The sequence below is a fragment of the Rhizobium sp. 2YAF20 genome, from assembly GCF_052114685.1.
GTDB lineage: Bacteria > Pseudomonadota > Alphaproteobacteria > Rhizobiales > Rhizobiaceae > Rhizobium.
Map to the genome: position 1 here is coordinate 1 of NZ_JBFRFF010000072.1, position 15,410 is coordinate 15,410.

Annotated in this window: 15 protein-coding genes and 2 pseudogenes; 7 read left to right on the forward strand and 10 right to left on the reverse strand. The window is 59.5% G+C overall.

Annotated features, from left to right (window positions below):
* Nucleotides 1–271: pseudogene (locus AB4Z52_RS34690) on the forward strand (ABC transporter substrate-binding protein); the annotation flags it as partial.
* Nucleotides 272–363: 92 nt separating this feature from the next.
* On the opposite strand, the gene AB4Z52_RS34695 reads toward AB4Z52_RS34690, so the two are convergent.
* On the reverse strand, nucleotides 364–792 hold the full coding sequence (locus AB4Z52_RS34695; RefSeq protein ID WP_442222368.1) for a VOC family protein: 429 nt from the start codon (nucleotides 790–792) through the stop codon (nucleotides 364–366).
* Between the two features lie 229 nt (nucleotides 793–1,021).
* On the opposite strand from AB4Z52_RS34695, the gene AB4Z52_RS34700 reads away from it, so the two are divergent.
* Together AB4Z52_RS34700 and AB4Z52_RS34705 are read left to right on the forward strand one after the other, a co-directional pair.
* The gene (locus tag AB4Z52_RS34700; RefSeq protein WP_442222382.1) at nucleotides 1,022–1,459 is read left to right on the forward strand and encodes a hypothetical protein; all 438 of its coding nucleotides are present in this window, start codon (nucleotides 1,022–1,024) and stop codon (nucleotides 1,457–1,459) included.
* A 290-nt stretch (nucleotides 1,460–1,749) separates the two neighbouring features.
* On the forward strand, nucleotides 1,750–2,934 hold the full coding sequence (locus AB4Z52_RS34705; RefSeq protein WP_442222369.1) for an MFS transporter: 1,185 nt from the start codon (nucleotides 1,750–1,752) through the stop codon (nucleotides 2,932–2,934).
* Between the two features lie 78 nt (nucleotides 2,935–3,012).
* Here the strand turns inward: AB4Z52_RS34705 and AB4Z52_RS34710 are convergent, their stop codons facing one another.
* From AB4Z52_RS34710 to AB4Z52_RS34740, 7 genes are all read right to left on the reverse strand, one after another.
* Nucleotides 3,013–3,294, reverse strand: coding sequence for a hypothetical protein (locus AB4Z52_RS34710; protein ID WP_442222370.1), 282 nt, complete (start codon nucleotides 3,292–3,294; stop codon nucleotides 3,013–3,015).
* Between the two features lie 194 nt (nucleotides 3,295–3,488).
* Complete coding sequence (guaD, locus tag AB4Z52_RS34715) at nucleotides 3,489–4,850, reverse strand: guanine deaminase (RefSeq protein WP_442222371.1); 1,362 nt, start codon at nucleotides 4,848–4,850, stop codon at nucleotides 3,489–3,491.
* A 12-nt stretch (nucleotides 4,851–4,862) separates the two neighbouring features.
* The gene (locus tag AB4Z52_RS34720; RefSeq protein ID WP_442222372.1) at nucleotides 4,863–5,720 is read right to left on the reverse strand and encodes an aromatic ring-hydroxylating dioxygenase subunit alpha; all 858 of its coding nucleotides are present in this window, start codon (nucleotides 5,718–5,720) and stop codon (nucleotides 4,863–4,865) included.
* Between the two features lie 89 nt (nucleotides 5,721–5,809).
* Nucleotides 5,810–6,745, reverse strand: a complete 936-nt coding sequence (locus AB4Z52_RS34725) for an ABC transporter permease (RefSeq protein WP_442222373.1) — start codon at nucleotides 6,743–6,745, stop codon at nucleotides 5,810–5,812.
* A gap of 12 nt (nucleotides 6,746–6,757) precedes the next feature.
* Nucleotides 6,758–7,801, reverse strand: a complete 1,044-nt coding sequence (locus tag AB4Z52_RS34730; RefSeq protein ID WP_442222374.1) for an ABC transporter permease — start codon at nucleotides 7,799–7,801, stop codon at nucleotides 6,758–6,760.
* Between the two features lies 1 nt (nucleotide 7,802).
* The gene (locus AB4Z52_RS34735; protein ID WP_442222375.1) at nucleotides 7,803–9,377 is read right to left on the reverse strand and encodes an ABC transporter ATP-binding protein; all 1,575 of its coding nucleotides are present in this window, start codon (nucleotides 9,375–9,377) and stop codon (nucleotides 7,803–7,805) included.
* 79 nt (nucleotides 9,378–9,456) lie between these two features.
* Complete coding sequence (locus AB4Z52_RS34740; RefSeq protein ID WP_442222376.1) at nucleotides 9,457–10,578, reverse strand: BMP family ABC transporter substrate-binding protein; 1,122 nt, start codon at nucleotides 10,576–10,578, stop codon at nucleotides 9,457–9,459.
* Nucleotides 10,579–10,865: 287 nt separating this feature from the next.
* Here AB4Z52_RS34740 and AB4Z52_RS34745 point away from each other — a divergent pair, with 287 nt between their 5' ends.
* From AB4Z52_RS34745 to AB4Z52_RS34760, 4 genes are all read left to right on the forward strand, one after another.
* Complete coding sequence (locus tag AB4Z52_RS34745) at nucleotides 10,866–11,123, forward strand: hypothetical protein (protein ID WP_442222377.1); 258 nt, start codon at nucleotides 10,866–10,868, stop codon at nucleotides 11,121–11,123.
* Nucleotides 11,120–11,782 carry a Rieske 2Fe-2S domain-containing protein gene (locus AB4Z52_RS34750; RefSeq protein ID WP_442222378.1) on the forward strand — a complete coding sequence of 221 codons (663 nt, stop codon included), beginning with the start codon at nucleotides 11,120–11,122 and terminating at the stop codon, nucleotides 11,780–11,782. Before AB4Z52_RS34745 ends, AB4Z52_RS34750 begins: the two co-directional genes overlap by 4 nt.
* Nucleotides 11,782–12,414, forward strand: coding sequence for a glutathione S-transferase family protein (locus AB4Z52_RS34755; RefSeq protein WP_442222379.1), 633 nt, complete (start codon nucleotides 11,782–11,784; stop codon nucleotides 12,412–12,414). The genes AB4Z52_RS34750 and AB4Z52_RS34755 overlap by 1 nt, the downstream gene beginning before the upstream one ends.
* Nucleotides 12,415–12,929: 515 nt before the next feature.
* Nucleotides 12,930–14,018, forward strand: coding sequence for a porin (locus AB4Z52_RS34760; RefSeq protein ID WP_442222380.1), 1,089 nt, complete (start codon nucleotides 12,930–12,932; stop codon nucleotides 14,016–14,018).
* A gap of 461 nt (nucleotides 14,019–14,479) precedes the next feature.
* Here the strand turns inward: AB4Z52_RS34760 and AB4Z52_RS34765 are convergent, their stop codons facing one another.
* Nucleotides 14,480–14,863, reverse strand: a complete 384-nt coding sequence (locus AB4Z52_RS34765) for a BA14K family protein (protein WP_442222381.1) — start codon at nucleotides 14,861–14,863, stop codon at nucleotides 14,480–14,482.
* Between the two features lie 341 nt (nucleotides 14,864–15,204).
* Nucleotides 15,205–15,410, reverse strand: a pseudogene (locus tag AB4Z52_RS34770) (alpha-glucosidase/alpha-galactosidase); the annotation flags it as partial.

Sequence of the window (15,410 nt, forward strand, 5' to 3'; positions counted from 1 at the left end):
ATTCATCAACACGCATTCTGCAGCCATCAACACGCATTCTGCAGCGGAAATCGCCGAAAAGATGCCGAAGGATTTCTACGTCGGGGACAAGGAGGCTTATGTCAAAGCGCTTAACGACGGCAAGGCCATGTTCACAGCCGACGGCGTGATGCCGGAAGACGGCCCGAAGACGGTTCTTGCCGTGCTTTCGCAGGGCAACAAGAACATTGAAGGCAAGCCGATCGATCTGTCGAAGACCTTCACGTCGGAATTCGTCAAGAACGTAAAGTAGGCGTTCTTCACCCCGCAGTGCTTGGATGGCGGACCTAGCGGTCCGCCATCTGCGTATTTATGACCTCGATACCGTTTCGGCCGGATGGTCCTTCAGGCCTTCACGGGTGCATTCATCGCCCAGAGGATGCCGGAGGGATCGCGCAGCTGGCCCCAGCGGTCGCCCCAGAACATGAGCTGGACAGGCACGACGACCTCAGCGCCAGCATCGACCGCGCGCTTCCACCAGGCATCGATGTCGTCGACGATCAGCTGCAGCGAATAGCCGCTTGGTTTTTCCAGCGGATGACCATGTTCGGGAAAGGCATCGCCCAACATGACGGAGCTGCCGTTGATGTGAAGATGAATATGCATCGTGCGGCCGAGCTCGTCGACCGGATAGCGGAATACCTCGGTCGCGCCGAAAGCGCGCTCATAAAATGCCGCAGCCTTCGAGGCCCCGTCGACGCTCATATAGGTCACCACGCCGCCAAGGACCTGTGGTCTCGTCTGGGTTTCGCCGCTTGTCGGTTCTGCTGTCATGTCGTCCTCCGTTGACGTCTCGTTGCCCGGATTGGGCTTTCCTCAGGACGTAGGACATCGCCCGTATCCGACATTGACGGCAGTTTTTTTTCGCAAGGTCGGTTCGTCGCTGAACGGAGTGCATTTGCGGTATCATCGTGATTGGACTTCAGGGCGCGTCGGAGTCACCTTTGGCCTGGGAGAAAATCCCAAATGGATGCACCAGCTATCGTCTGAACAGGAGGACGACATGAAGCACCATGCACTTGAACAATTGGAGATCGTCGCCAAGGTCAACCACGACTATCCCCGCCTGCCGATGTCACGCCGGGAACGTCTTGAACGGTGGGCAGAACTGCTCGAACGCTATCCTCACCCGGCACTTTCAACGCTACGCGAAACAGAGTATCAACCAGCCGTTGAGCGCGCGGCCCTGCGCACTGATCACTCACCGATCTCCGTGGCGTTTGCCGATCCGGTTTTGCGAGCAGCCGGAATGGAAAATGACAGCTATGGCGAAGCGAGACGCTTTTTCGACCTGACGGACGGTCAGTTGCACCGGCTGGTTTGCTACTGCCACTATGGCGCAGCGGTCAGCGCGACAACGGCGGCCCATCATGTCCGCGCGCTGTTCACGAGGGAAAATCGAAGCCTCCTGGCCAGGTTGCGCGACTTTTTCGTGGGCTGAAGGATCTGTTTGTCAGGCCCACAATTGAACGGACCCCGGCTGCGACCCCGTAGCTGGGCCGGCGCTGTGAGCTATGCTCGATCGGCTTGCTGACCAGTCGCCGGATATTTTCCAGAAGGCAAGATTCCCGGGTAGCGACGCTATTCGTGAATTGAGTTCACAAGCGCTGCGACCGAGCGAGGGATTATCGTATCCGTCGCATTCCCCCATATTGCCTCTCAGTCATCCAATCCAGCGGTAGTCTGCCGCAGCAACTGGCTCGCCTATCGGTGTGCCACGAGGGTCTTGCCATGCCTTTAGCAATCTTTGCCTTGACGATCGCGGCTTATGCGATCGGAACCACGGAATTCGTCATCGTCGGCCTTTTGCCGACCGTTGCCTCCGATCTTCACATCACGCTTCCGCTTGCCGGCCTGATCGTCAGCGTCTACGCGCTCGGCGTCACTTTCGGCGCACCGATCCTGACGGCACTCACCGGCAAGATTGAACGCAAGCCGCTGCTCCTCGGCCTCATGGTGCTGTTCGTCGTCGGCAATGCGATCGCGGCCCTTTCTCCGAACTATGAATTGCTGCTTGTTGCCCGCGTGATCGTAGCCTTCGCCCATGGCGTGTTCTTTTCCGTCGGCTCGACGATCGCGGCTGATCTTGTTCCTGAAAATCGCCGCGCCTCGGCGATTGCCATGATGTTCATGGGCCTGACGGTCGCGATCGTTACCGGCGTTCCGATCGGCACGATCATCGGCCAGACTTTCGGCTGGCGCGCCACCTTCTGGGCGGTCGCTGCTCTCGGCGTCATCGCATTTTTCGCCATCGCCACGCTGTTGCCGAACACGATCCGAAAGGCTGCACCTGCAAGTCTTCTCGATCAGCTGCGCGTCCTTGGCTCAGGCCGCCTGCTGCTCGTCTTTGCGATGACTGCGCTCGGCTATGGCGGCACCTTCGTCGCCTTCACTTTCCTGGCGCCGATCCTGCAAGACATCACCGGTTTCTCTGAAGGCAGCGTCAGCCTGATCCTGATGCTCTACGGGATCGCCATTGCGGCCGGCAATATTGCCGGGGGCCGGATCGCCAACCATAATCCGGTCAGGGCGCTGATCGGCCTCTTCTTTCTTCAGGCGATCGTGCTGGTCGCCTTTTCCTTCACGGCTTTCTCGCCGGTCCTCACTCTCGTCACACTTGCAGCTCTCGGCTTCCTGTCTTTTGCAAACGTGCCGGGTCTCCAGCTCTATGTTGTGCAGATGGCAAAGGAGCACCGCCCAGGCGCCGTCGATGTCGCCTCGGCGCTCAACATCGCCGCGTTCAATCTTGGCATTGCCCTTGGCGCATGGCTCGGCGGTTTGGTCGTCGAATCTCCGATGGGTCTGCCGGCAACCCCTTGGATTGGGGGTATCCTTGTCGCAGGCGCCCTCTTGCTGACTGTCTGGAGCGGCGCGCTCGATCGCAAGGCAGCACCAGCTGTGCGCGCGGCGGCCTGATCTCGCGCTCGGCCCATCTTGAGGGTCGAGCGGCCCAAGGATGTGAAATAAGCCCGCCGCTGTGACGGGCCTATGTCCTTACTGAGCCGGTGCCGGCGCCGGTGCCAGGGCAGGTTTTGCCGGTTCGGGCGCTGTGGCTGGCTGTGTGGCGGGCGCTGTCGATGTTACCGGTGGCTGTGTCGTGGACGTTTCACCCGCCGGTGCTGTTACCGGTTGTGAGCTTGTCCGCGGCCAGAGAGACCAGGCCAGCGCCAGGATGACAACGACAGCTGCGACGCTTGCCCACATTGCCCAACCCGGTCGATCACGCAACGGCGTCGTTCGCAAATCAGGATTTGGTCGATTGAAATCGTTGGTCATTGGTATTCCTCCTATGAGGCATCAACCATGGTTCAATCAAAAGGTTCCGCACCACCGTCTGGAGGCTGGTCCGTCGCAAACGTCGATTGCACAGAAAACGCAGATCGCCAAAACTTTCGATGGCGAGCGTTTCGAACAGAAATTTACGACATCGTACAAATCCCGCAGCCCATGGTGACCGCGGTTTTTGCAATCTAGACAACGTCGTTTCCGCCGACCCAGACTGACCTGAGGTTCGCCTGTGATGCGCAATAGATGATCTTTTGAAGGACCCGATCGCCGTGATCAAGTTCGTCCCAAAGGCGGATCGTGCCGTTGTTGGCGTTGGTATCGATCACGATCGCGTCGAACTGAAAGCCCGGCGCAAATTGGCCTATCGGCAGATCAAGCGCCACGCCGCCGCCGGCGGTGGCGATGTAGAAGGCGTCTTTGAAATCGATCCGTGCGGGGTCTTTTGCGCCGCGGCTCTCCTGCGGAATTGTCGGATCGACACCGCTTTCGAGCATGCGTGAAACCTGTACCGCACCGCGACAGTTCTCAAGCATGGAAGCGCTGGGGCCGCCGGAAATGTCTGTTCCAAGCCCGACATGAAGGCCTTTTTCCAGCGCGGCGCGAAGCGGGAAAACGGCATTGGAAAAATAAGCATTCGAAAGCGGACAATGCGCAATGGCTGCTCCTCGCTCGCCAATTTTCTCCATATCATCCGCCGTCAGGAAATTGGCATGCGCAAGCACTGTTCGGCGCCCGAGCAATCCGAAACGATCGAGCATTTCTGTGTCGGTGGCACCATAGCGGGACAGGGCATAGCCATGGGCCCAGTCGCTTTCGGAGCAATGGGTTTGAACGTGGCAACCGCATTCCCTGGCAATCGCCCCAAGTCCCTCCAGCGTCGCGTCGGTGCAGGAGGGTATGAAGCGCGGGGTGACCACGGGAAGCACACGGGAATCATCATTGTCAGGATGGCTTCTCACATAGTCGATCAGCGCCCGCGTCCCCTCGAGCGCAGCTTCAGCCGAGGCGTCTCGATAGTCCTCAGGGCATTCGTCAACATTGTCCATCGCCACCTTGCCGATCAGCGCCCGCTGGCCTTTTTCCAGGCAGGTGTCCACCAGCACGCGTGTTGCCTCCTGGTGGATGGTGGCAAAGTAAAGCGCCGTTGTCGTGCCGTTCGCCAATAGGTCTTCGACAAGCAGGCCGTAGCTGCGCCGCGCGAAGGCGACGTCCTGATAGCGGGCTTCGAGCGGAAACGTGTGGGCCCGTAGCCAGACTTCGAGCGGCACATCCAGCGCGCTTCCAAGCTGTGGATATTGCGGCGCATGGACATGCAGATCGACGAAACCCGGCAGAAGATAGGAGCCTGCCGCAAGGGTTACCAGTTCGCCGGTCTCTTCACGCGCGTCCCGGATCGAGCGGTAGTTCGGCTCGCCGGGCCTGTGGATCGCCTCGATCCGGCCATCGTCGCCGATGGCGATCAGCGCATCCTCCAAGATGTCGATCGTGCCCCGCTGCGGTGAATGAAAGCCGGAGGCGCAGAGCGTCCTGTTGCGCAGATCCATTGGAATTCCCCGTCAGGCGGCCATCGCGGTGGTGCCGTAGGTTATGCCCTTTTCCTTCAGCCAACGGCGATAGGCAATCGAACTGGCATCGGCCCGCGTCGGGATTTCGGCACGTGGCTCCATCGGCAGCAATACCGGGCGCTGATTTTCGAGGATGATGCGATCCTGCAGAAAGATGAGCTGCTGGAAATTGACCAGCTCGGTCGTCGTCGACACGTCATCGATCAGGAACATGACGGGATGCGCGCGGCAGCGGTCCGGTTCCAGCGGCTGCACGAAAAGGCAGATCACGTCCCATCGGTTCGCCGAATTTGGACATGTCTTATAGAGCAGCGTCGCAAACGGCGTCATGACGCGATAGATGTAATCCGTCATGATGCCGCCGGTTGCCGAAAGGGCCGCCTGGGGCTGGAAGAACTGGCAGTTGGTCGCCCAGACTTCGTCCACGTCGCGGCGTATTTCTGCATTGTAGTGCATCACTTCCGTGTGCGGCTCGGCACCCAGAATATCGGTGTGAACGAAGGGAAAATGCGCCATGTCGAGGAAGTTTTCGACGATGCGCAGCCCCGAAGCATGCACGGCGACCGTACCGCAATTGACGATGCGCCGATCCTCTTCATCTGCCTCGGGCAGCGCGAAGAGACCGCCGGCCGGCTCGCCAAGCGTTGTCCAGACAAGACCGAAACGCCTGATGAGAGGCAGCGGCTGCTCGTAGCCTTCAGCGGTGATGATGATTGAGCTGTCCTTCCCGCGGGTTACCGCAAGAGCGGTGCCAAGCAGGCGGTTGGCGGATGTGCCGAAGGCAATCTCTGTTTCGGTATCGAGCGGATACCATTGATCGAGGGCGGCCTTGTCTGAACACCGGGTCATCAAACGCTTCCATTTCATCGTTCATGAATTCGATCCATCATAGTTTGATGGCTTATAGGCTGTCCGTCCACATCCAAATGACCGAGCTGTCAGCGGACGTCGCGGTAATAGGGTATGCCGAGCGCGGCCGGCGCCGCCATAATGCGGCGCATCCGCTGCCAGGCGAGTACCGGCACGATGATGAAGGCCATCGTTCCAAGATAGGGCAGCATGGAAAGGAAGGCAGGCGCGATCGGCCAGCCGCGGGCCTGGCCAACAAAGCCAAGCGCTGTGATGAAGCCGAAAAGCAGCCCCGAGAGGACTGCCGGGATCGGCCTGTAACCGGCAAAGATGACGAGTGCGACGGCAATCCAGCCGCGACCCGCCACCACGCCATCAGACCAGGAAGGCACGAAGGCGAGCGTCAGATAGGCGCCGGCCCCGGCCGCCAGCGCCGAGCCGGCGGTAACATAGGCAAAGCGGATGAGATTGACCGGTATTCCCGCTGCGTCCGCCGCGGCCGGGTTTTCGCCAACCGCGCGAAGGTTGAGGCCATGGCGGGTGCGAAACATCAGGTAGCTCAGTGCGACCGGCAGGATGATGTAGATCAGGTAGACGAGGATGTTCTGGGAAAAGAATGCCTTGCCAAAGATTGGAATGCCGCTGAGCAGGGGGATCTCGATCCCCGGAAATGTCGCCTTGGCCGGCATGCCGGAATAGGCCTTGCCGATTGTCGAGGCGATGCCATTGCCCATCAGCGTCAGGGCGAGGCCGCACAGCACCTGATTGGCCCTGAGGATCACGGTCGCCAAGGCAAACAGCATGCCGAACAGCGCGCCGACGGCCAGCGCGGCAAGGAAGCCTACCGTCGGGGAGGGGACGCTGGCAACCGTCGCGATCGCGGTCAGTGCTCCCATCGCCATCAGGCCTTCGACGCCGAGATTGACGACGCCGACGCGTTCGGCCAGCACCTCGCCGAGAGCCGCGAGCGCCAGAACGCCGCCCGCCTGGAAGGCTGTGGTGAAAAGGCCGGTCATAAGGTCCATGGTCGCTCTCCTTCAAGCCTTGTCGCGTGCGATGCGATAGTGGGCGAGCTCGTCGCCGATCGCGGTGAGGAAGAGGATGAGACCGGTGATGGCCAGCACGGCCGAGGTGGTCAGGCCCTGTGTCTGCAGGATGATCCCGGAGTTGAGAATGAACGCCATTAGTGCGGCGGAGAAGATGACGCCGATCGCGGAATTGCGCGCGAGAACCGCGACCATGATGCCGAGATACCCATAATTGTTGGAAATGCCGCCCTGCAGCCGGTGTACGGTGCCGGCAAGCTCCAGCATGCCGGCAAGGCCGGCAATCGCGCCCGACAGCAGCATCACCGTTACCAGGTGCCGGCGAGCCGGTATTCCCGCATAGTGGGCGGCCGAAGGATTGGAGCCGGCAAGCCGGACCTCATAGCCCCAGCGTGAAAATGCAAGCAGGCCGGCGACGGAGAGCGCCACAACAATGGCGACCGGCAGTCCCCAGTGGACCGTGCCCCAAAACTCCGGAATCTCGGCCGACAGGCGCGCTGTCGCCGAATTGGCGGTGCGGTCCCGCCATGGGCCGGTCGAGACGTAGTAGACGAGTAGGATGGCGACGAAGTTCAAAAGCAACGTGGTGATGAGCTCGTTGACATTGGCATAGGCTCTGGCCAGCGTCGGGATCAGGATCCAGACCGCGCCGCCGACAAGGCCTGCTGAAAACATCAGCGGCAGGATCACGACAGGCGGCCCATGCAGGAACAATCCAACGGCTGCAGCACCAAAGGCGCCGGCATAGAATTGACCCTCGGCTCCGATATTCCAGGCGCCGATCTGCTGGCCGACGGCCACGGACAGCCCAGTTAATATCAACGGGACCAGCAGGACGCCCAGGTCCTGAAGGCCAAAACTGGAGCCGAAGCTCGCGTCGATCACCTCAAGGCCGAGTTCGATCGGATTGGCACCGCTGACGGCAAGGATGATGCCGGCAAGAGCAAGGGCCAAAAGGATCGCTAGGATACGCGCGGTAAGAGCGATGCTCGCCGATGCGGAGGGCAAGCGCTGGAGGCGCCAAGTCGTTGCCATGTCAGGCGACCTCGCGGGCTTGCGTTCGTCCGCCCATCAGCAGGCCGATCTGGTCGATATCGACCTTGTCGTTGTCGATGACACCCATGATCCTGCCCTCATAGAGCACGGCGATACGGTCGGAAAGGTTGAGAAGCTCGTCGAGCTCCTCGGAGATCAGAATGATCCCGGCACCCGCATCCCGCAGCTCGACGATATAGCGTAGCATCGTATTGATCGCGCCGACATCGAGCCCGCGGCTCGGATAGGCTGCGATGAGCACCTTATGGGCAATGCGCATTTCCCGCCTGGCAACGAGCCGCTGCTGGTTGCCGCCGGAAAGATTGCGGATCGGCATGCCGAAATCGGGGATGGCAACATCAGCGGCGGCAGCGATATCCTTGGCGAGCATCGCGGCCGCGGCCGGCCTGTAGGAACCGCTCGAGGAAACCGGCGGCTTCTTGTATTCGCGCAGCACCGCATTGATGGTGATGCTGAGAGCAGGCGCAAGCCCGCTATGCAGCCGGTCTTCGGGGATATGGCCAATGCCGCGCTCGGCAAAGGCAGCAGCATTGGCGCCGTCTACCGGCCTACCCTCTATGAGAATATGCCCGGCGGTGGGCGCCCGCATCCCCGACAGGACCTGGCTGAGCTCGCGCTGGCCGTTGCCCGCGACCCCGGCGATGCCGACAATTTCTCCGGCGTGGACGTCAAGCGAGATGCCATGCAGCGCCTCGTCGCCCGCGTCGTTTACCGCGGACACGTTGACCAGGCTGAGCACCGGCTGCTGCGAGACCCGTGCAGCACCGGCGGGCCGGTCTCGCATGTCCGCAAGCACGATGTCACGGCCGACCATTAGTTTGGCGAGCATGCGTGGATTGCAATCGACCGTGTTCTCAGTGGCGATTTTCCGTCCACCGCGCAGGATGCTGATGCGATCGGAGATTTCGAGCACCTCGTCGAGCTTGTGGCTGATGAAAATCACCGCATTGCCAACGGACACGAAATCGCGCAACGCTCTGAACAACTCGCGCGCTTCCGCCGGTGTCAGCACTGCGGTTGGTTCGTCCAGAATGAGAACGCGCGCCTGGCGGGCAAGCACCCTGAGGATTTCGACGCGTTGCTGTTCGCCGGTGGAGAGATCACTGATACGGGCCGCCGGCCGTGTTTGAAGATTGAATTTCGCCGCAAGTGCCACGGTGCGCGCTTCGAGCGCCTGGGCTGAGGCGCGGCGCGGCGTCTCCGACCAGCCGAGATGGATGTTTTCCGCAACGCTAAACGCCTGAACCAGCTTGAAATGCTGGTGCACCATGCCGATGCCCGCAGCGATCGACTGGACCGGTGTCGCGAAGGTCTTGGCGTAACCATCGATGATGATCCGGCCGGCGTCCGGCTGATAGATGCCGGTCAGGATGTTCATCAGCGTCGATTTGCCCGCGCCATTTTCTCCGAGCAGCGCATGAATTTCGCCGGGCAGCACATCGAGGTCGACATCCTCATTGGCGATGACACCCGGAAAATACTTTGCGATGCCCTTTAGCTGAACGAGAGGTGGCGTGCCAGGAGCGGCCGAAAAACGTGTCGAGTTTTCACTCATCGAAAGGACACCGAAATTGCAATGGCACCGGACCCGACCAAATGCCCCGGCCGGGTCCCTGTTTGGAGGCGGATGGCGATCAGGCGGTCAATCCGGTGACGCCTTCGACCGACCAATCCCAGTTGTAGAGTTCAAGGTCGGTCATTTTCTGCCCGGCGGCGATGCGGACCTTGCCCGTCGAATCCTTGATCTCGCCTGCGAAGGGAGACCAGCCGCCGATGATCTTGTCGCGTACAGCGTCGGCGGCGGCTGCGACATCAGCCGGTACTTTCTCACCCCATTTGTCGCGGTCGACACCGGAGCCCATGGCAAGCAACGTATCGCTCGGGGTCCAGGTGCCTGCCAGGCGCTTGCCCACCTGATCGACATAGTACTTGCCGAAATCGATAAGGACCGACGAAACGTAGGAATTCGGTCCATAGCGGCGGATATCAGTGTTCCACATCGCGGCCCAGACGCCGCGCTTTTCGGCGACCTGCAAATAGCCTGCTTCGTCCATGATACCGAAGAGGAAGTCGCAGCCATTGTCGATCAGCGCCGTTCCCGCCTGGGTTGCGGCCTGCGGGTCGAACCAGGAGTTGATGGCGATCGTCTGCAACGTCGCATTCGGGTTGACCGAGCGCGCACCCATCAGGAAGGCGTTGGTCGAGGCGAAGACGGATGCGACGGGGAATGAGGCAACATATCCAAGCTTGCCGGATTTGGAGAGATGGCCGGCAGCGACGCCGATGACATAGGTCGGATACCAATGCGCCAGGTAATACCAGCCGAGATTGTCCATATCGACGCGGCCGTCGCATTCGAGGAAGGCGACGTCGGTCGCCTGCTTGACGACCGCATGGAGGAAGTCGCCGTTCGAGGAGGTGTCGAAAATGATGTTGGCACCGCCACTGACGAACTGGCGATAGGTGCGCGTGGCATCAGCAGAATAGGGAATGTTCTCGACCTCGAGCACCTTCTTGAGCTTCGGATAAGCCGCCTTGACCGCAAGCAGTCCTTGGTGGTGCGCCCAGGTCCAGCCTTCATCCGAGATCGGACCGACGTGACCAAAGCCGACGACGGCATCTTCTTCCTTGATGGCCGGAAGCGGCGATGCGGCGAACGCCCGACGGACGAGGCCCGCCGGCAGCATCAGGGCGGCAGCGCCTGCCGCGCTCATATTCAGGAATCCGCGGCGGGAAAGCGTACGCAAGTCGATCATGGTGTCCCCTTCTTGTTTGACGCGAAGACTGCGCTTTTATTTCTGCGGCTCATTCAGCCTTCATCTGATCGACGCAACAATTATGCCAGTTAGTAAGCGGTCGCTGATCTTGCTCTACGGGCTGCGACGGTCGTTCAAATCTATAATATTCCGAAAGTCCCTTGAACTTTTCGCCGCGGAACGTCTAAAATGCACAAAAGTCGAGCATGCTTATTATTTATGCGAGATGCTTAATTTTAGTGCGCGAAGGGGGAGGGCGTCTATACGCCCAATGGAAATAGTCTGGCATGATGCAAGCGGCACTTTTTAGGTTCACAGGCCAGCTGGTTTGCGAGAGCTTCGCAGAATTTGCGCTGCATCGCGCCCGCAGGCTGGATCTTGAGATCAATATCGGCGCTTGCGACGCTTCCTCCGCGACACTTTCGGTCAAAGGGCAGGAGGACCTCGTCGATGCTTTCGAGATGGCCTGCAGCCTCGGCCCCTATGATTGCATCATCCTCGATATTGAGCGCAACGCGGCTGCGTCAGTGGGAGTGTCCTTATGAAACTGGAAGAAGGCTGGGTGCCGATCGTCTTGTCGTCCTCTCTCGAAGCGGCGACCTCGACGGGCGTTGTCGTCGATGGGCGCGAGCTCGTGGTGTGGCGGGACAATAGTGGCGAAGCCCACGTCTGGGAAGATCGCTGCCCCCATCGAGGGATGCGGCTGAGCTTCGGTTTCGTGCGCGGTGATCACATCGCCTGTCTCTATCATGGTTGGCAATATGACGGCGCTGGACAATGCCGCCACATTCCCGCCCATCCAAGCCTCGACGTGCCGTCAACCATCAAGGTGCCGACCTATCTTTCGCAGGAACGATACGGGGTCATCTGGGCGACGACGTCGGCGGATGCCCTCATGCCTGACGTGGCGTCCGCAGGCGAGATAACACCGGTTCGAAGCCTCTACGTTGATCGCCCGGCAAAGAGCGTTCGGGCCATGCTCGAGCAGGCCGGGCTTGAATGTCCTAGCGAAACCCTCGGCGTGCTGTCGCTGAACGCAGACCCGCTGCTGGTCGGCATTCAGACGATTTCCCCCGTGAAAACCGCTCTACACGTCGTCATTCTCGGCACGCCGGCGGTTTATGCGGGTGCAAGGCAGAAACACTATGCGACTTGGGCGGCAAACTTGCGCTTCAGTCTTGAACATGCGGCGGAGGTCGCCTGATGCCCGATGTTACGCTTTACAATTACGAGCTGGATGAAAACAGCTACCGGGTTCGCCTGCTGCTTTCCATGCTCGGCCTGACTTGGAAGACGGTTGCCGTCGACATGTTTCCCGGCCGGGAAGAGACGAAGCAGCCGATGCTCGCCCTCAATCCACGTGGCACGCTGCCGTTACTTGCCGAGGGGGACCTGACAATTTCCGGTCCGGAGGCGATCCTTTCCTACCTGGCAAAGGCGCATGACCCAGCGCGCGGTTGGCTGCCGCAGGAATGTGCCGCCTTCGGCCAGGTGGCAATGTGGCTGCATTTTTCGGCAACGGATCTGGCTCCGGCGATCGCTGCGCGGCTTAAGGCTCTCTTTGAGACCGGAGGTCATGAAACGCATCTTCGCGCTGGCGCCCGCAAAGCGTTCCGCATCATGGACGACCATATGACATTTCGTCATTTCGACGGGGCTGAATGGTTCGTCGGTCACGGGCCGACGCTTGCGGATCTGACACTGTTCCCGTCCTTCGCGCTCAGCCGCGATTACGGCATCGACCACGACGAGTTTCCGGCCTTGCGTCGCTGGATCCGCCGCTTTCGTGGATTGAGCGGCTTTCAAACCATGCCCGGTATTCCCGATTATCATTGATCAGGATGTGCTCCCACTGCAGTCCACGGGACGCCGCTGGTCAGTGGCAGACGTAAATCGTCTCGCGCCAGGGGCCGGCCATGCGCAAAAGCACGGCGGGCTTACAGCCGGTAACGATTCCAAATTGCAAGATTCGAATATAGTAAGCAAAGCATAATATATTTAAATATTTTCGCCGGCCGCGACCTGCAACGATTTAGGTGTGCAGCTATGCAATTGGCGAGGGCCTTAAGCGGAAAATCACTCAACGCAGGCGAGCGAGATTTTCTATCGCTTGAGGAGTTCCAGTTAATATTTCAATGACATCAGGCACTTGCGTGATAAATGCGCAACACGATTCACTCTCGTGCTGTCACAATTCGTGTTGGCACATTAAATGTTACAAATCTGTAATGAGCCATTTATAGGGTCGCCCAGGACAGAGGCATGGTGCTTCGCGTCCCCATCTTAAAGAAGCTAAGGGGCCATTATTATTGGTTTGCTTGGATTCAATCAGATATCGAACAGGAGTTACTATGACGATCAAGAGCCTTCTTCTCGGCTCCGCTGCTGCCCTGGCAGCAGTATCCGGCGCTCACGCGGCTGACGCTATCGTTGCTGCCGAGCCGGAACCGCTTGAATACGTCCGCATTTGCGACGCTTACGGCGCTGGCTACTTCTACATTCCCGGCACGGAAACCTGCCTGAAAGTCGGCGGCATGGTTCGTACCGAAGGCAAGTGGTACGACGCCTACAACCCAACCAGCCGCGTCGGCACGCTGTGGCACACCCGTGCTCAGCTTTCCATCGATACGGCTTCGGACACCGAATATGGTGCGTTGAAGACCAACACGGTCTATCGTTTCGATTGGCAGGAAGGCGCCGCCACGACATCGAAGCTTCTCTGGGCCAATATCAGCCTCGGCGGTTTCCTGGTCGGTAAGCAGGATTCGCAGTACAACCTTTTTGCTGGCTATGCCGGCAACGTCATCAACGACGACGTGATCTGGGACGGCCCGTATGAACTCAACCAGCTGACCTACAACTTCGACGCCGGCAACGGCTTCACGGCTGTTGCGTCGATCGAAGACAGCAACTCTGCTGCTGATGCTTCGAGCTATGGTGGTGCCTGGCAGACTGCCAAGGGCAATCACTACGCTCCGAACGGTGTCCTCGGCGTCGGCTACAAGGCTGGCGGTTGGTCCTTCAAGGTCGTCGGCGGCTATGACTCGATCGTCGAAGAAGGTGCTATCAAGGCTCGTATCGATGCCGACTTCGGCGCCTTCAAGGCCTTCCTGATGGGCGGCTGGAACACCGACGGCGACAAGCTGAACCAGTATGCCGGTTCGAACCTCAACCCGTCGGCTTGCCCGGTTGGTCGTGGCGATCTCTGCGGCTGGGGTGACTGGGCAGTTTGGGGTGGCGTAACGGTTCCGTTCAACGACAAGCTGACCGGCAACCTGCAGCTCGCCTACACCGACTCGAAGATCTTCGAAGCGACTGCAAACGTCCAGTTCAAGCCGGTCAAGGGCTTGGTCGTTACGCCGGAAGTTACCTACAGCAACTTCGATTCGGTCGGCGAAGATCAGGTTGCCGGTATCCTTCGCTTCCAGCGCAGCTTCTAATTTAGCCTGGACTCGTACCTCTGAGTTCTAATGGTGAGGCCCGGTATCCCAGCCGGGCCTTTTCCTTTGCGCTTGGGAGGTGAGATCGACAACGGGTGGTACCTGGCACGCGGCACTCGCGACATGACACGCAATCGTTCAGCAGCGTCGATGTGGCTTCTTCCACGCTGGACAGGGCAATCATTGGGAACGATTGGGCGCCCGCAAAGTCCGAAAGACACACACCGCAATATATTACGACTAACACCATACTTCTCATGGCCATTATCTCCCTGTTGGGGGAAGTATAATGCGCCGTTTTCAAACACTCGCAAAAGTGCATAGGGATTACCGGGTAATCATTTGCGCCTATATATCGCTATACTGTCGGCGTCGAGGGCCAACACATTGATCTTCTGGTCAGTCCCACCACTAGCGTCGCGAGCTGTCCGGGAGCATCCACCTTATGCTGGATGGCGGCGTTAATAGTCGCCGTCATCGGAGTAGCCGGTGTCGTCATAGACCCGTCTTTGCGGAGCCAAGGCGCCGCCGATCAAGGCGCCGGCCGCTACGCCGCCGATGATCTTGCCAATGTGGTTATGATGGTGATGGTCGTTCTGCTGATCGTAGTAGCGATCGTTGTGACTGTAGTCACGATGATGGTCATTGTGATGGCGATTGTCGTGGCGACGTTGCGGAATGGGATCGTCCTGGAGATTGTGCTTCCAGTCGTGCCCCTGATCCACCACCGGCACGACAAGTGCGCCTGCGGATGCGGTGGCCGGCCTTGCCGGCATTGCGTAGGCCGGGACTGTCCCTGACATGGCCGTGGCAATGGACAGCGCCACAATAACAAAATTTCTCATGGTTTCATTCTTTCCGTCGTTACGTTCAGAATAGAAACGCGCCAGCTTGAGTTTAGTGCCAATAATATCCAAATATGCCGTCAATTTGCCCGCGAAATGGGTGGTGTTTGGCGCGGTATGCTCTGTTGAATGGAAACAAATCGGATTGTCTATCCAAGATTTACTGGCGCTATTTTATTATCTCTGCGGTGGATGGACGCGTTGTTCGTCCGAGGATGCCTTTTCGGCCTCCAGGCCATAAAGTGTAAAGCGCAATATCAGGAGAAAGGCCCCGCAGCTGTGGCTGCGAGGCCCTTCAAGTCGGCGTGGCCGGGAGAGAATGACCCCGCCGCTCGATATCGTCAGTCCTTCCTTGCCCATTCGGGCAGCCATTGGCGATGGGCTCGAAGCAGGTCGTCGGTCAGCGACCAGATCTGGTCGAGGTCGAGTTCGGCGGCCGTGTGCGGGTCCATCATCGCCGCGTGGTAGATATGCTCCGGGTTTTCGCTCATCAGGGCTGCGACGGTCAGTTCCTGGACGTTGATGTTGGTGCGGATCAACGCCGTCA

Excerpts from the sequence above, each read along its gene's own strand:
- AB4Z52_RS34695 (WP_442222368.1), bottom strand. The coding sequence starts at position 792 with ATGACAGCAGAACCGACAAGCGGCGAAACCCAGACGAGACCACAGGTC.
- AB4Z52_RS34700 (WP_442222382.1), top strand. The coding sequence starts at position 1,022 with ATGAAGCACCATGCACTTGAACAATTGGAGATCGTCGCCAAGGTCAAC.
- AB4Z52_RS34705 (WP_442222369.1), top strand. The coding sequence starts at position 1,750 with ATGCCTTTAGCAATCTTTGCCTTGACGATCGCGGCTTATGCGATCGGA.
- AB4Z52_RS34710 (WP_442222370.1), bottom strand. The coding sequence starts at position 3,294 with ATGACCAACGATTTCAATCGACCAAATCCTGATTTGCGAACGACGCCG.
- guaD (WP_442222371.1), bottom strand. The coding sequence starts at position 4,850 with ATGGATCTGCGCAACAGGACGCTCTGCGCCTCCGGCTTTCATTCACCG.
- AB4Z52_RS34720 (WP_442222372.1), bottom strand. The coding sequence starts at position 5,720 with ATGACCCGGTGTTCAGACAAGGCCGCCCTCGATCAATGGTATCCGCTC.
- AB4Z52_RS34725 (WP_442222373.1), bottom strand. The coding sequence starts at position 6,745 with ATGGACCTTATGACCGGCCTTTTCACCACAGCCTTCCAGGCGGGCGGC.
- AB4Z52_RS34730 (WP_442222374.1), bottom strand. The coding sequence starts at position 7,801 with ATGGCAACGACTTGGCGCCTCCAGCGCTTGCCCTCCGCATCGGCGAGC.
- AB4Z52_RS34735 (WP_442222375.1), bottom strand. The coding sequence starts at position 9,377 with ATGAGTGAAAACTCGACACGTTTTTCGGCCGCTCCTGGCACGCCACCT.
- AB4Z52_RS34740 (WP_442222376.1), bottom strand. The coding sequence starts at position 10,578 with ATGATCGACTTGCGTACGCTTTCCCGCCGCGGATTCCTGAATATGAGC.
- AB4Z52_RS34745 (WP_442222377.1), top strand. The coding sequence starts at position 10,866 with ATGATGCAAGCGGCACTTTTTAGGTTCACAGGCCAGCTGGTTTGCGAG.
- AB4Z52_RS34750 (WP_442222378.1), top strand. The coding sequence starts at position 11,120 with ATGAAACTGGAAGAAGGCTGGGTGCCGATCGTCTTGTCGTCCTCTCTC.
- AB4Z52_RS34755 (WP_442222379.1), top strand. The coding sequence starts at position 11,782 with ATGCCCGATGTTACGCTTTACAATTACGAGCTGGATGAAAACAGCTAC.
- AB4Z52_RS34760 (WP_442222380.1), top strand. The coding sequence starts at position 12,930 with ATGACGATCAAGAGCCTTCTTCTCGGCTCCGCTGCTGCCCTGGCAGCA.
- AB4Z52_RS34765 (WP_442222381.1), bottom strand. The coding sequence starts at position 14,863 with ATGAGAAATTTTGTTATTGTGGCGCTGTCCATTGCCACGGCCATGTCA.